This window comes from Ramlibacter pinisoli (genome assembly GCF_009758015.1).
Taxonomy (GTDB): domain Bacteria; phylum Pseudomonadota; class Gammaproteobacteria; order Burkholderiales; family Burkholderiaceae_C; genus Ramlibacter; species Ramlibacter pinisoli.
Genome location: NZ_WSEL01000009.1, coordinates 427,902 through 441,699, shown reverse-complemented (window position 1 = coordinate 441,699; position 13,798 = coordinate 427,902). Strand labels below are relative to the sequence as shown.

Below are 13,798 nucleotides of genomic sequence, written 5' to 3'. Positions count from 1 at the left end.
GATACTGCGGACTCGACTGCCGGGACCTGTCTTGATCACGCTCCACCACTGCGTCAGCGCGCGCTCCTTCCGGCCCCTCTGGATGCTGGAGGAGCTGGGCCTGCCCTACGAGCTGCGGATGCTGCCGTTCCCGCCGCGCGTGAAGGCCCGCGCCTTTCTCGAGCTCAACCCGCTGGGCACCATCCCCTTGCTGGCAGACGGGTCCACGCGCATGACCGAATCGGCCGCCATCTGCCACTACCTGTGCTCGCTGGCGGCGCCGACGCCGCTGCAGGTCGGGCCCGGCGAGCCGGGCTACGCCGATTTCCTGAACTACCTGCACTTCGGCGAGGCCACGCTCACCTTCCCGCAGACGCTGGTGCTGCGCTATTCCCTCCTCGAGCCGCCCGAGCGCCGCCAGCCCGCGGTGGTGGAGGACTACACCCGCTGGTTCCTGGGGCGCCTGCGCTCGCTGGAGCCGCTGCTGGCCGGCCAGGACCACCTGTGCGCCGGCCGCTTCACCGCCGCCGACGTCTCGGTGGGCTATGCGCTGCTGCTGGCGCAGGACCTGGGGCTGGCGCCCCGCTTCACGCTGGCGGTGGCGGCCTACTGGCAGCGCTTGCAGGCACGCCCGGCATTCGGCCGCGCGCTGCAGGCACAACACGCCGCCGCCCTGGCCCAGGGCGTGTCGCCGCTGTCGGCCCCGCACGAACTGCTGGGCGGGTCGGCGGGGTAGGGCGCGACCCGGCGCCAGGGCACGCCCGCGGGGCGTTTCCCCGCGGGCCGTACAATCCGCGCCCGCACTAGCTTCCGCACCGATGACGTTCACCCTCTCCCATGCCGTGCTCGACGAGATCCTGGCCCGGCACCGCATCAGGTCGAACGACCTGACGGGCATCGACAAGCTGTTCGGCGGCGCGGACGGCTACTACTGGTACCACACACTGCGGCACCTGTGCCCCAAGGGCGAGGTGATGACCTGGTCGACCCAGGAGGAGCTGCGTGCCGCCGTGCAGGGCATCGAGGACGAGACGGCGGCCGAGGACGAGGTCAAGCCGCAGCAGCTGCGCCCCGAGCACCTGGCCGCCATCGCCGGCCACCTGGGTACGCCCTAGGCAGCCCGGCCGGCGCGCCGCGCCGCTCAGCGCTCCGCGATGTAGTGCTGCGTCGTCACGGCCTCGCCGTCGCGCAGGAACTCGCGCACCGCGGCTTCCAGCTCCTGGTCGGCCAGCGTCGCCCGCGCGCGCTGGTGCAGGTAGTCGGCCCAGGAGGCCACGATGAAGCGTTCGACGTAGCGCGAGGGATCGGCCAGGTCGCGGTACACGCGCCAGAAGGTGGCGCCGTCGCGCCGGCGCGAGGCGCGCAGCCGGCTCACCGCCTGCAGGAATTCCTCGGCTTCGCCGGCGCGGATGCGGTAGCCCACCTCGACCGACACCGGGCCGTCGTCGGGCAGCGGCTGCTCGGTGGCGAACACATCCTCGAACAGCCCGACCCCCGGCGTCACGTCCTGCGCATCGCCCATGCGCAGCGGGAAGGCACGGGCCAGGAAGATGCCGGCGGTCATCGCCAGCGCCGCCACGCTCAGGGCGGCCGGCACGCCCGCCACGCCGGACACCGCGCCCCAGAACGCCGAGCCGATGGCGAACGAGCCGAGCGCGCTGACGGTGTGCAGCGCCACTGCGCGCGAGCGCACCCAGGGCGGCGCGCTGGACTGGGTCGCGGTGTTGAAGGTCGCCATCACCGCCATCCAGGCCGCGCCGCCGATCGCCAGCGCCACGAACACCACGGTCGGGATGCGCACGAAGGCCGACACCAGCATCACCGCCGCGAACACCAGGCAGCCGATGGCCACCAGCCGCTCCAGCCCCAGCCGTGCGCGAAGCTTGCCCAGCACCAGGCCGGTGGCGACCGCGCCGGTCCCCAGGCAGCCCATGAGGAAGCCGAAGCCGGCCGCGCCCAGTTGCAGGTGCTGCGCCGCGATGGCCGGCAGCAGCGCCCACAGCGCCGAGCCGGCGCCGCTGTAGGCGACGGTGCGCAGCAGCTGCGCCAGGATGATGGGCGAGTGGCGCGCATAGCGCAGCCCGGCCAGCGTGCCGCTCCACAGGCGCTCGGCCGGCAGCGGTGACTTGGCGTGCGCGGCGGGCGGCCAGCGCCGCACGACCAGCAGCATGGCGACGGCGCTGAGGACGGCCACCACGAACACCCAGCCGGCCCCCAGGGCGGCGAAGATGAAGCCGGCGATCGAGGGCCCCAGCGCCCGCGCGCTGTTCCAGGCGATCGACATCGCCGTGATGGCCTGCGGCATGTCCGCGCGCGGCACGGTGTCGGCGACGCTGGTGTTCCAGGCCGGCGACAGCAGTGCCGTGCAGCAGCCGGCGGCGAAGGTGAAGGCCAGCAGGACCGCCGGGCCCGCCCATCCGAGCAGGGCCAGCAGCGACAGCAGCACCAGCACGCCCACCTGCACGCCGAGCGACCGCACGATGAGGGTGCGCCGGTCGCTGGTGTCGGCCAGCACGCCTGCCGGCAGCGCGAGCAGGAACATGGGCAGGAAGACGGCGGTCTGCACCAGCGCCGCGAGGAAGGACGAGCCCGTCCGTTCCACCATGAGCCAGGACGCCGCCATGACCTGCATGGCGTTGCCGGTGAAGTAGACGGCGCTGCCGGCCCACAGGCCCCGGAACGTCGGCAGCCGCAGGGGCGACCAGATGGAGTTGGAAGAGGACGACATCAAGGAATGCGCCCCGGATTATGGGTGCGTGGGAGGAATGCCCATGCGAGTGCGGCGCCGCCGCCGGACCTTTCGGTCGAGCGACCTTGCCAACCGCTACGTTCCACGCAATCGGTGACACCACGGCCGCCGCGCGGCCAAGGGCGCGTGGCACGGGGCATTGCATGCGGCGTGCACCGCTTCGGAGCCGCGCCGAGCTGCAGGAATTGGGGATGGCCGGGGGCCGCACGTGCCTGGACACTGGCCCGCTCCACGACGCAGCCACGATGCACCCGACCCACACGATCGACGAGACCGCACACGGGGCCCGGCGCGCATCGGCAGCGCTGGCGCGCGCGGCGGCCGTGGCGGGCTGCCTGGCAGCGGGCGCGGGCCCGGCAGCGGCCCAGGCAGTGGCGCAGGCAGCGGCCCAGCCGCCCGCCATCCGGGCCGAGCCCCACACCGGCGAGTGGCTGCAGACCGGCGACGCGCGCGCGTACTGGGTGATCGACAACCGGTGGGGCCAGGGCAGCATCCGGGCCGACCAGTTCCGCCAGGGCGTGGGGGTGGCCGCCTCCACCAGCGCCAGCGGCGGCGTCGCCTTCCGCATGGCCTGGAGCTGGCCCCAGGGCGACACCGAGGTCAAGGGCTACCCGGCGGCGCTCTACGGCCGCAAGCCCGGCTACGCCAGCATGTCGAACCTGGTGGACGGCGTGCCGGTCAAGCTGCCCGACGGCAGCACGCTGGGCCAGGCGCCCAGCGGCTTCACGCCCGGCAACTTCTTCCCGCTGCAGCTGCCGCTGCCCTCGCTGGGCGCCCAGTTCGCCTTCGAGCACAACACCGTGCCCACGGGGCAGGGCCAGCTCACGTTCGACATCTGGCTGCAGTCGGACCCGCGGCAGGACTTCGGCTTCCTGAACTCGTCGGTCACGCACGAGGTCATGATCCCGCTCAGCAACTGGGGCAACTACGGCGCCCACGCCGTCCCCGGCGGCCGCAACCCCGCCTGGTACGACCACGATGCGACCATCGCGGGCAAGCTCTACCACCTGTACATCGTCAAGGATGCGGACGGCTGCAGCCGTCACAACTTCGGCCGGCTGAACGGCGCCTACGGCAGGGCCGGCTGGAAACTGATCACCGTGCTGCCGGACGCCCTGCCGGTCGAGACCGGTTCGCTCGACATCTCCGCCATCATGGCCTACCTGGCGACGCGCAAGGACGCCTGCGGCACGCCCTGGGTGCAGGGCAACGAGTACATGGTCAGCGCCGAGCTCGGCGTCGAGCCCGTCGTCGGCAGCGGCGACATCACCGTCTACAACTACCTCCTCACGACCGACGGCGTCCCCGTCGCCGTGCCCTTCTTCAGCGGCCCGACGGGCAATGCGCCGGTCGAGGACAACCGCGGCCATGGCGGGAACGGCGGGAATGGAGGCGATCGGGGGAACGGCGGCAATGGCGGCAACGCGGGCGCCGGAGGCAACACCGGCCCCGGCGGCAGCGCAGGCAACCCGGGCGGCGGTGGCTACCCAGGCGGTGGCGCCAGGCCGCCGACCGAGTCCAAGCCGCCCATCGTGGTGAAGCCGCCGGTGGAATCCAGGCCACCGGGCGACGACAAGCCGCCCTCGCAAGGCAAGCCACCCGCGGAGGACAAGCCTCCCGTGGTGAGCAAGCCGCCCGAACCGGCCAAGCCCCCCAGGGACACCAAGCCTTCGGACGGCAAGCCGGACGAGGACAAGTCGCCGACGCACGGCAAGCCACCGGCCAACGACAAGCCGCGGGAGGCAGGCAAGTCGGGCAAGGACGACAAGGCCGCAGCAGATGCCAAGGCCGCAGCAGATGCCAAGGCCGCAGCGGAAGCGAAGGCTGCGGCAGACGCCAAGGCTGCAGCGGAAGCGAAGGCTGCGGCAGACGCCAAGGCTGCAGCGGAAGCGAAGGCTGCGGCCAAGGCGAAGGCCGCGGCAGAGGCGAAGGCTGCGGCGGAAGCGAAGGCCGCGGCAGAAGCGAAGGCCGCGGCCGAGGCAAAGGCTGCGGCAGAGGCCAAGGCAGCAGCAGAGGCCAAGGCAACGGCGGAAGCGAAGGCCGCGGCAGAGGCGAAGGCTGCGGCGGAAGCGAAGGCCGCGGCAGAGGCCAAGGCTGCGGCGGAAGCGAAGGCTGCGGCAGAAGCAAAGGCAGCGGCAGAAGCAAAGGCTGCGGCCGAGGCCAAGGCTGCGACGCCCGCAACACCGGCGACGCTCGCAACACCGGCGACGCCCGCGGCAGCAGCCACGCCTTCGGCTGCGCCTGCGCTCCCGCCAGCTACGCCGGCCGCGCCCGCGGCAGCAGCCACTCCTGCGGTCCCGGCCACGACCGCTGCACCGGCCACCTCCGCGACCCCGGCCACGCCTGCAGCAGCGGCCACGCCTGCAGCAGCGGCCACGCCTGCAGCAGCGGCCACACCTGCGGCACCGAGCACGCCTGCGGCACGTGCGGCGGTCGCCGCGACGGCCGCGACGCCCGCGACGCCCGCGACGCCCGCGACGCCCGCGACGCCCGCGACGCCCGCAACGCCCGCAACGCCAGCGACACCAGCGACACCAGCGACACCAGCGACACCAGCGGCGGCCACGCCGGTGGCACCAGTTCAACCCGCGACCTCGGCCACGCCTCCGACCGCGGCCGCGCCTGCGACCCCGGCTCCATCTGCGACCCAGTCCACGCCCGCGACCCCAGCCGCGCCTGCGGTATCAGCCGAGAGCAAGCCGCCCGCCTGACCTGACCCGTGGTGGCTGCCATGTCCGGGGCAGCGCCGCGGCGACAACGGTCCCGGATGCGGCGGCGTGGAAAGCAGACACGCACCGAAGCCAGCCAGGGCGCGGTCGCCCCGAACAAGCGCAGGGCTCCAGGGCCTGCGCGCGCCCGGCCGGATAAGGACGGCCTAACGATCGTTCGCCGGAGTCGCGCCCGGCCCGCATCCTCCATCGCCGGGCGACGCCGCCGCCCGTGCGGCCGTCATCCGCGCGGAGGCCGTGATCCGGCGCTGGTGTCCGGACCGGACGGCGCCGCGAGCAGGGCCTTCGCCGCCTCGATGCGCAGGCGCAGGTCCAGCGTGCCGTCGTTCATCACCGCCAGCAGGAAGCGCCGGGGATCCGTCTCGGTGATCGTGGCCCCGCCCGCGCCGGCCGGCGTGCGCGTTGCCGCGTGCGCCTGTGGTTCCGAGGTCGCGGCGTCGGCGCTCCGCAGCTGCGCCAGCGCCCGGACGAAGGCGTCGGTCCGGATGCAGCCCAGCCCGCCCAGCACGTTGGCCTGCGCATCGGCGCTGGGCGGCAGGTCGACCCAGGGCTCGTCGGCGAACAGCGCGGCCAGGTCCGGCGTGACGAACGCCGACCAGCGCCCGGCGTCCGCCTGCAGGCTGGGCACCAGCGGCATGCGCTGCGTCGCCGCGTCGGCTGCGGGAAAGGTCGCGACACGGTCCGGCCGGACCTGCCCGAGGTAGCGCGCGCACAGGCCCTCGAGGAAGGCCAGGGCGTCGGCCAGCGGCACGGGCTGGGCCAGCGAGAGCCAGAGCTGGTAGGCGTCGACCCCGGTGACCGCGATCGCCGGCGGGGGCAGCTCGAGGTCGGCCTGCACGCCGGCCCAGGCCGCCGACAGGGCCTGCCAGCCGGCCGGCAGGGCCGCCTGGAGCACCAGCGTGCGGACCCGGCCGTCGCTGCCGACGAGGAGCACGCGACCGGCGTCCGCGCCCGGCGGCTCGTCGGGCAGGACGTAGAGGCGTTGCAGCTCGGCTTGCAGTCGGTTCATGGGATCGGCGGTGCGGGTGGGGCGGGGCTGCACTCTAGCGGCAACTGGCCAGCGGCGCGCGGGCGCGGCTGCGCTCAGGCCCGGCGCGGGTCCTCGTGCTCGGCACGCCAGCGCCGCCGGCCGGTCCAGCGCTCCAGGACCTCGAACACGGCCTGCGTCACCAGGGCCAGGGCGGCCGCGGGAATCGCGCCGGCGAGCAGGGTCGCGCCGTCGTTCAGGGCCAGGCCCTGCGCGATGCGCTCGCCGTAGCCGCCGGCGCCGATGAAGGCGGCGATGGTGGCGGTGCCCACGGTGAGCACCGCGGCCGTCTTCACGCCGGCCAGGATCACGGGCAGGGCCAGCGGGAGGTCGACGCTGCGCCAGCGCTGTGCCGGCGTCATGCCGAGCGCCACGCCCGCCTGCTTCAGGCCGGCCGGCACCTGGTCCAGGCCGGTGGCCGTGTTGCGCACGATGGGCAGCAGCGCGTAGAGCGACAGGGCGATCACGGCCGGCACCGTGCCGATCCTGCCCAGCAGCGGGATCAGGGCGGCCAGCAGGGCCAGCGAGGGGATGGTCTGCAGCAGGCCGGTGGCGCCGAAGATCCAGTGGCCCAGGCCGTGGCGTGCCGCCGCGGCCGCGCCCAGCGGCACGCCCAGGACGACGGCGACGGCCAGCGAGATCGCCACCAGGCCGATGTGCTCGCGCGTGAGGCGGCCCAGGTCCGGCCCGAACAGGCGCTCGCCCAGGCCGGCGCGGCCGGCGGGCGTGGCCGCGGCGGCCGCGCCCTGGACGAAGTCGGCGGCGATGGCGGAGAAGGAGCGGCCGCGCAGTTCCGCGTCGCCGTTCAGGGCGATCATGCGGGCGGTGTCGATCCGGCCCTCCAGGCCCGCCACCGCCTTCCAGGCAGCGGGCGCGCGCGCCGGCAGGTCGCTGCGGTACAGGAGCACGGAGTCGTAGCGCGGGAAGTAGTGCTGGTCGTCCTGCAGCACGGCCAGGCCCAGCTCGGCGATCTTGGCGTCGGTGGTGTAGATGTCGGTGACGGCGATGCGGCCGCTGGCGAGTGCCTCGTAGGCCACGCCGTGGTCGATGCCGGTGGGCTGGTGCGGCAGGCGGTAGCGCTGGGCGAGGCCGGGCCAGCCGTCGACGCGGCCCAGGAATTCCTGCGACAGCGCGACCGGCAGCGCCGGCTGCCGGCGCAGGTCGCCGATGGTGCGCAGCGACAGCTCGCGGGCGCGCTGGGCGGTCGTGGCCAGCGCGTAGCTGTTCGCGAAGCCCAACGGCACGCCGAACGACAGGCCCATCTTCCCGAGCTCGCGCCGGATCACTTCGTCGCTGCTGCCGGCCGGCAGCTTCAGGATTTCCGACTCGATGGTGCCGATGTATTCCGGGTAGACGTCGATCGAGCCGGTCTTCAGCGCCTCCAGCACGACGGCCGTGCTGCCCAGTCCCTGGCGGTGCACGGCCTCGGCGCCGGCCTGCTGCGCGGTGCGCGCGACGATCTCGCCCAGGATGTAGCTCTCGGTGAAGCGCTTGGAGCCGACCACCAGGCGGTCGGCCGCGGCCGCAGCGCCGCAGCCTGCCATCCAGGTTGCCAGCAGCACGGGCAGCAGGGACAGCAGGCGGGGCCGCATGGGGCGCCGTCAGTCCGTGCCGGCGGCCGCGAACGCCGGCGCGCCGCCGGCCAGCAGGTAGGCCACCGCGCAGGCCAGCACCGGGTCGCTGGCCGGCGCCGGCGCGCAGCGGCTGGTGGGCACGTGCGCCCGGGTGCGGCCGGGCTGCACCGCCGGGGCGAGGTCGTCACGCACCGGCGCCGCCGCGCCGCCGGCGGGTGGCAGCAGCTCGATGTCGGGCGCCACGCCGGCCCGCTGCACCGTCTCGCCCGATGGCCCGTGGTACAGCGAGGTGGTCAGCTTCAGTCCGCCCTTGTTCTCGCCGAGCGAGTAGGTGGACTGGACGCTGCCCTTGCCGTAGCTGCGCTGGCCCAGCACGGTGGCGCGGCCGTGGAACTGCAGCGCATCGGCGACGAGTTCGGCGGCCGAGGCCGAGCGGCGGTCGACCAGCACCACCATGGGCACGCCCGGCAGCAGCTCGTCGGGATCGGCCTGCCAGGTGCGCTGCAGCACCGACCCGCTGCCGCGCAGGGACACGATGTCGCCCTGGGACAGGAAGGCGTCGGCGACCCGGATGCCCTCGCGCAGCAGCCCGCCGGGGTTGCCGCGCAGGTCGAGCACCACGGCCCGCGGCGTGCGGCTGGCGCTGGCCTCGGCGACCGCCTGGGCCACGGCCCCGGAGGCCGAGCCGCTGAAGCTGGACAGGCGCAGCACCAGGACGTCCTGTTCCATCGACCAGCGCAGCAGTTCGCGGCGGATGGTGTCGCGGGTGAGGGCGACCGTGAAGTCGCCCGGCAGGCCGGCGCGCCGCAGGGTGATGGCGATCGGCGTGCCGGGCTCGCCGCGGATGCGCGCCAGCGCGTCGGCCAGCGGAACGCCCTGCACCGGCTGGTCGTCCACCCGCACGATCAGGTCGCCGGGCCGCAGGCCGGCGCGCGCCGCTGGGCCGCCGGGAATGGGATTCACGATCTGCACCAGGCCCTCGCTGGCCTGCACCTCGATGCCGACGCCGACGAAGCTGCCGGTGGCCTCGCCGCGCTCGCCGGCAAGCGCCCGCGGGTCGATGTAGCGGGCGTAGGGATCGAGCGGGCGCAGGGCCGTGTTGATCGCCTTGCGGAACACGTCCGCCGGGTCGCCGGTGCCGGCCGGCAGTTCCTCGACCACCGTCGCCGCGGCGGAGGCGAAGGCCGGCAGGTCGACCACCGTGGCATGGCTGCGCTTGATGCGCTGGAGCACCGTGGCCAGCAGCTCGCGGTGCAGGTCGGCCTGCTCGCCGGGCACCACGGCCCGTGCGTAGGCGTCCTGCAGGGCGGTGATCGCTTCCTCGTCGCTGGCCGCGGGTGTCGCCGCCGCGGCGGCACCGGCAATGGCCAGCAGCCAGGCGGCTGCGAAGGTGCGAAGGGTCGGTCGGGGGTGACGCATCGCCGCTCCGTGAAGCATCGGGGCGGCCAGTATGGCACCGGCCGGCCGCGCCGGGCAGCCCGCGCCCGCTCCCTCAGTCCGCGTGCAGAAGCTCCACCAGCCGCGCCGCCGGCGCGCTCAGGGGCCGGTCGCGCGGCACCAGGCTGCCGTACGCCTCCAGCGCATGGCCGAAGCGGTAGGGCAGCATGCGCAGCATGCCGTGCTCGGCGTGGCCGGCCGCCACCGCCTGAGGGATCACGCCCAGCAACTGCGAGCCGCGCACCAGGTTGATCGTGGTGAGGATGGAGCCGGTCTCGATCAGCCCGCGCGGCAGGTCGACGTGGTGGCGGCGGAACTCGCGCTCGATCAGGTCGCGCATCGGGCTGCCCTGCGGCTGCAGGATCCAGGGATAGTCCAGCAGCGCCTCGAAGGCCAGCGTGCGCCGGCGCGCGAGCGGGTGGTCGTTGCCGGCCACCACCGCCAGTGCCTCGTCGGCGATGGGGGTGAAGGTGCAGGCCACGCCCGGCACGCTGGCCAGGCGGCCGACCACCACCTCCAGCACGCCCTCGCGCAGCTGGGCCAGCAGGCGGTCGCTGGTGTCGACCGCCACCTCCATCGAGAGCATCGGGAACTCGGCCTTGAGCTGCAGCAGGGCGCGGGTGAGCCGGCCGGGCGAGGCGGCCATGATGCTGCCGATCGCCAGCTTGCCGGCGCCACCCTGGCGCAGCGCCTCCAGCTCCTGGTTGAGCGCTTCCATGCTGCCGCGGATGCTGCGGAAGAAGCCGGTCACTCGGGCGCCCGCCGCGTTGCGCTGCAGGCCGCGCCCCACGCGGTCGAACAGCCGCTGGCCGAGCGAGGTCTCCAGTTCGTTGAGCATCTTGGTGGCCGCCGGCTGGGTCAGGCCCAGCTGGCCGGCGGCTGCGCTCAGCGTGCCCAGCTCGTCCAGCGCCAGCAGCAGCGCCACCTGCCGCATGCGCAGGCGATTCATCAGCTGGGGCGTGGTGTGCTGGCGGTCGATGGATCCCATTACCTGTGGCTATCGTTTGATGAAGTTCTTTCAGTTTACGGGCATGGATCCCATCCCTAGCATCCGGGCCACTTGCTGTACCCGAAGGAGACAACCATGCAACGACGACTGCTGCTGGCCTGTGCGGCCGCGGCCCTGGCCGCCGGCACTGCCGCCGCCCAGACCACCGACTGGCCGGCCCGGCCGGTGAAGATCCTGGTCGGCTCCGCTCCCGGCGGCGGCACCGACGCCATGGCGCGTGCCGTGGCCGACCGGCTCGGCCCCGCGCTGAAGGTGCCGGTGGTGGTCGACAACCGCCCGGGCGCGTCCAACACGCTGGCCGCCGACGTGACGGCCAAGTCGACCGACGGCCACACCATGGTGATGGGCGTGTCGACCGCCCACGCCATCGCGCCCAACCTGCTCAAGCTCAACTACGACAACAACAAGGACCTGGTGCCCGTGGCCTTCGTCGGCTCGGTGCCCAACGTGCTGGTGGTCAGCAACAGCCTGGGCGTGAACAGCGTCGCCGAGCTGGTGGCGATGGCCAGGAAGGCGCCGGGCAAGCTGAACTTCGCCTCCAGCGGCTCCGGCAGCACCCAGCACATCGCCGCCGAGCTGTTCAAGGAAGCGACCGGCACCTTCATCACCCACATCCCCTACAAGGGCAGCGGCCCGGCCCTGATGGACCTGATGTCCGGCCAGGTGCAGATGAGCTTCGACACGCTGGCTTCCGTGCTCCCGCACATCCAGTCCGGCAAGGTCAAGGCCCTGGCCGTCGCCAGCGCCCGGCGCAATCCGCGCCTGCCCGACGTGCCCACCCTGGCCGAGGCCGGCGTCAAGGGTGTCGAGATGGGCGCCTGGTACGGCATCTACATGCCGTCGGCCACGCCGCGGGCGGTGCAGGACCGGGTGCAGCAGGAAGTGGCCAAGCTGCTCCTGCTGCCCGAGACCCGCTCCCGCCTGGACGCCATCGGCGCCGAGATCACGCCGATGACGCAGGCCCAGTTCGTGGCGTTCCACAACGCCGAGAACAAGCGCTACGCCGAGCTGATCCAGCGCCGCGACATCCGCATGGAATGAACATGACCCGAACGAACGACGACAAGCCCGTGGTGGCCCTCACGCTGGGCGACCCGGCCGGCATCGGCGCCGAACTCATCGCCCGCTTGCTGGCACGGCCCGAGACGCTGGCGCAGGCCAACGTGGTGCTGGTGGGCGACCCCTGGCTGTGGGTCGACGGCCAGAAGGTCGCCGGCCTGGAGATTCCCACCCGGCGCGTGGCCAGCCTGGCCGACGTGCGCGGCCGCGGCGACACCTCGGTGGCGGCGTTCCTGCCGGTGGACACCGTGGCGCCGGGCGCGGTGGTGCGCTCCGAGTCGCGGGCCGCGGGCGGCGCCTCGGTGCTGCGCGTGCTGGACCTGTGCATGGGCGCGGCGCAGGCGCGCGACATCGACGCCATCTGCTTCGCGCCGCTGAACAAGCAGGCCATGAAGCTGGGCGGCCTGCGCCACGAGGACGAGCTGCACCATTTCGCCGAGTTCCTGGGCGTCACCGGCTACTTCTGCGAGTTCAACACGCTGGACGGCCTGTGGACCTCGCGCATCTCCTCGCACGTGCCGCTGGAGGACGTGCCCAAGTACATCACCCGCGAGCGGGTGATGGAGGCGGCCAAGCTGATGGTGCGGTCGCTGCAGGCCAACGGCTTCGCGAGCCCGCGGGTGGCGGTCGCCGGCCTCAACCCGCACAACGGCGAAGGCGGCCTGTGCGGCCGGCAGGAGGTCGACGTCATCGCGCCGGCCGTGCGCGAGCTCAACGCGCAGGGCTTCCCGGTGGTGGGGCCGTTCTCCGCCGACACCATCTTCCTGAAGGCCCGCGACGGCGCGCTCGACGCCATCGTGACCATGTACCACGACCAGGGCCAGATCGCGATCAAGCTGATGGGCTTCTCGCGCGGCGTGACGGTGCAGGGCGGCCTGCCGATCCCGATCACCACGCCGGCCCACGGCACCGCCTACGACATCGCCGGCAAGGGCAAGGCGGACGTCACGGCGACCGCCAACGCCTTCGCCATCGCCGCCCGCATGGGTCGCGCGTACCGCGACTCCTCGACCAACGACACCCGGAAAGCCTTCGCATGAAAATCAAATCCGTCCGCGCCCGCGTCTTCGAATGGAAGGGCAAGACCGTCCCGCCGCAGGGCAACTTCTGCTCCAACGCGATGGACCTGGTCTACAAGAACCCGGCCAGCCAGCATGCCGCCGGCAAGGACACCATGAACACGTTCCGGTTCCACCAGTGGACCGTGGTCGAAGTGGAGACCGACGACGGCATCGTCGGCCTGGGCAACGTGGCGCTGGCGCCCCGGATCGCCAAGGCCATCATCGACGAGTACCTGGCGCCGCTGGTGGTGGGCCAGGACCCCTGGGACTACGAGTACCTGAACCAGCGCATGTACCGCGCCACCCACGCCTGGGGCCGCAAGGGCGTGGGCATGGCGGCGATCTCCGCCGTCGACATCGCCATCTGGGACATCCTGGGCAAGTCGGTCGACAAGCCGGTGTTCAAGCTGCTGGGCGGGCGCACCAAGGAAAAGATCCCCTGCTACTACAGCAAGCTGTATCGCACCGACCTGAAGGAGATGCAGAAGGAGGCCGAGACCTACCTGAAGCAGGGCTTCCGCGCCTTCAAGATGCGCTTCGGCTACGGCCCCCAGCACCTGCAGCAGGGCGTGGTGGAGAACCTGAAGTCGGTGGAGGCCGTGCGCGAGGTGATCGGCTACGACAACGACCTCATGCTCGAGTGCTACATGGGATGGAACGTCGAGTACGCCAGGCGCATCCTGCCCAAGCTGGAGAAGTTCCAGCCGCGCTGGCTCGAGGAGCCGGTGGTCGCCGACGACATCGACGGTTACGCGGAACTCAATGCGCTGACCAGCATTCCGATCTCGGGCGGCGAGCACGAGTTCTCGCTCTACGGCTTCAAGCAGCTGCTCGACCGCAAGGCGGTGTCGGTGGTGCAGTACGACACCAACCGGGTCGGCGGCATCACCATGGCGCACAAGATCAACGCGCTGTGCGAAGCCTATTCCGTGCCGGTGATCCCGCATGCCGGCCAGATGCACAACTACCACCTCACCATGAGCAGCCTGAACTGCCCCATGAGCGAGTACTTCCCGATGTTCGACGTCGAGGTGGGCAACGAGCTGTTCTATTACATCTTCGAGGGCGAGCCGGTCGCGCAGGACGGCTTCCTGCAGCTGGACGACGACAAGCCGGGCCTGGGCCTGACGCTGCGCACCGACTACCTGCAGCAGTTCAACATCATCGAGTGACC

Annotated in this window: 11 protein-coding genes; 6 read left to right on the top strand and 5 right to left on the bottom strand. The window is 72.8% G+C overall.

All coding sequences use genetic code 11. The features are described from left to right. Window positions 1-31: 31 nt before the first annotated feature. Together GON04_RS16625 and GON04_RS16620 are read left to right on the top strand one after the other, a co-directional pair. Window positions 32-715 (top strand): glutathione S-transferase family protein, encoded by a 684-nt coding sequence (locus GON04_RS16625; protein ID WP_157399169.1) that lies wholly within the window; start codon window positions 32-34, stop codon window positions 713-715. A gap of 82 nt (window positions 716-797) precedes the next feature. After that, the gene (locus tag GON04_RS16620) at window positions 798-1,094 is read left to right on the top strand and encodes a hypothetical protein (protein ID WP_157399168.1); all 297 of its coding nucleotides are present in this window, start codon (window positions 798-800) and stop codon (window positions 1,092-1,094) included. A 26-nt stretch (window positions 1,095-1,120) separates the two neighbouring features. Here the strand turns inward: GON04_RS16620 and GON04_RS16615 are convergent, their stop codons facing one another. Next, window positions 1,121-2,707 (bottom strand): MFS transporter, encoded by a 1,587-nt coding sequence (locus GON04_RS16615; RefSeq protein ID WP_157399167.1) that lies wholly within the window; start codon window positions 2,705-2,707, stop codon window positions 1,121-1,123. 266 nt (window positions 2,708-2,973) lie between these two features. Here GON04_RS16615 and GON04_RS16610 point away from each other — a divergent pair, with 266 nt between their 5' ends. Further along, the gene (locus GON04_RS16610) at window positions 2,974-5,439 is read left to right on the top strand and encodes a hypothetical protein (protein WP_157399166.1); all 2,466 of its coding nucleotides are present in this window, start codon (window positions 2,974-2,976) and stop codon (window positions 5,437-5,439) included. Window positions 5,440-5,677: 238 nt separating this feature from the next. On the opposite strand, the gene GON04_RS16605 is transcribed toward GON04_RS16610, so the two are convergent. The 4 genes from GON04_RS16605 to GON04_RS16590 form a co-directional block, all read right to left on the bottom strand. Continuing rightward, window positions 5,678-6,466: a hypothetical protein gene (locus GON04_RS16605; protein ID WP_157399165.1), complete on the bottom strand. Its 789-nt coding sequence runs from the start codon at window positions 6,464-6,466 to the stop codon at window positions 5,678-5,680. A gap of 74 nt (window positions 6,467-6,540) precedes the next feature. After that, window positions 6,541-8,076 (bottom strand): glycine betaine ABC transporter substrate-binding protein, encoded by a 1,536-nt coding sequence (locus GON04_RS16600; RefSeq protein WP_157399164.1) that lies wholly within the window; start codon window positions 8,074-8,076, stop codon window positions 6,541-6,543. Window positions 8,077-8,085: 9 nt separating this feature from the next. Continuing rightward, window positions 8,086-9,477 carry a S41 family peptidase gene (locus GON04_RS16595; protein WP_157399163.1) on the bottom strand — a complete coding sequence of 464 codons (1,392 nt, stop codon included), beginning with the start codon at window positions 9,475-9,477 and terminating at the stop codon, window positions 8,086-8,088. Between the two features lie 73 nt (window positions 9,478-9,550). Next, window positions 9,551-10,483, bottom strand: a complete 933-nt coding sequence (locus GON04_RS16590) for a LysR family transcriptional regulator (RefSeq protein WP_157399162.1) — start codon at window positions 10,481-10,483, stop codon at window positions 9,551-9,553. Window positions 10,484-10,579: 96 nt separating this feature from the next. Between GON04_RS16590 and GON04_RS16585 the strand changes: the two genes are divergently transcribed. Genes GON04_RS16585 through GON04_RS16575 form a run of 3 tightly spaced genes read left to right on the top strand, consistent with a single transcriptional unit; the run spans window position 10,580 to window position 13,796 of the window. Continuing rightward, on the top strand, window positions 10,580-11,545 hold the full coding sequence (locus GON04_RS16585; RefSeq protein WP_157399161.1) for a Bug family tripartite tricarboxylate transporter substrate binding protein: 966 nt from the start codon (window positions 10,580-10,582) through the stop codon (window positions 11,543-11,545). 2 nt (window positions 11,546-11,547) lie between these two features. Next, entirely contained in the window at window positions 11,548-12,603 is a 1,056-nt protein-coding gene (locus GON04_RS16580; protein ID WP_157399160.1) for a 4-hydroxythreonine-4-phosphate dehydrogenase PdxA, read from the top strand. Further along, window positions 12,600-13,796: an L-rhamnonate dehydratase gene (locus GON04_RS16575; RefSeq protein ID WP_157399159.1), complete on the top strand. Its 1,197-nt coding sequence runs from the start codon at window positions 12,600-12,602 to the stop codon at window positions 13,794-13,796. Before GON04_RS16580 ends, GON04_RS16575 begins: the two co-directional genes overlap by 4 nt. Window positions 13,797-13,798 lie beyond the last annotated feature (2 nt).

Bases quoted from the DNA above. Each gene is read 5' to 3' on its own strand.
- GON04_RS16620 (WP_157399168.1), top strand. From the start codon at position 798: ATGACGTTCACCCTCTCCCATGCCGTGCTCGACGAGATCCTGGCCCGG.
- GON04_RS16615 (WP_157399167.1), bottom strand. From the start codon at position 2,707: ATGTCGTCCTCTTCCAACTCCATCTGGTCGCCCCTGCGGCTGCCGACG.
- GON04_RS16610 (WP_157399166.1), top strand. From the start codon at position 2,974: ATGCACCCGACCCACACGATCGACGAGACCGCACACGGGGCCCGGCGC.
- GON04_RS16605 (WP_157399165.1), bottom strand. From the start codon at position 6,466: ATGAACCGACTGCAAGCCGAGCTGCAACGCCTCTACGTCCTGCCCGAC.
- GON04_RS16600 (WP_157399164.1), bottom strand. From the start codon at position 8,076: ATGCGGCCCCGCCTGCTGTCCCTGCTGCCCGTGCTGCTGGCAACCTGG.
- GON04_RS16595 (WP_157399163.1), bottom strand. From the start codon at position 9,477: ATGCGTCACCCCCGACCGACCCTTCGCACCTTCGCAGCCGCCTGGCTG.
- GON04_RS16590 (WP_157399162.1), bottom strand. From the start codon at position 10,483: ATGGGATCCATCGACCGCCAGCACACCACGCCCCAGCTGATGAATCGC.
- GON04_RS16585 (WP_157399161.1), top strand. From the start codon at position 10,580: ATGCAACGACGACTGCTGCTGGCCTGTGCGGCCGCGGCCCTGGCCGCC.
- GON04_RS16580 (WP_157399160.1), top strand. From the start codon at position 11,548: ATGACCCGAACGAACGACGACAAGCCCGTGGTGGCCCTCACGCTGGGC.
- GON04_RS16575 (WP_157399159.1), top strand. From the start codon at position 12,600: ATGAAAATCAAATCCGTCCGCGCCCGCGTCTTCGAATGGAAGGGCAAG.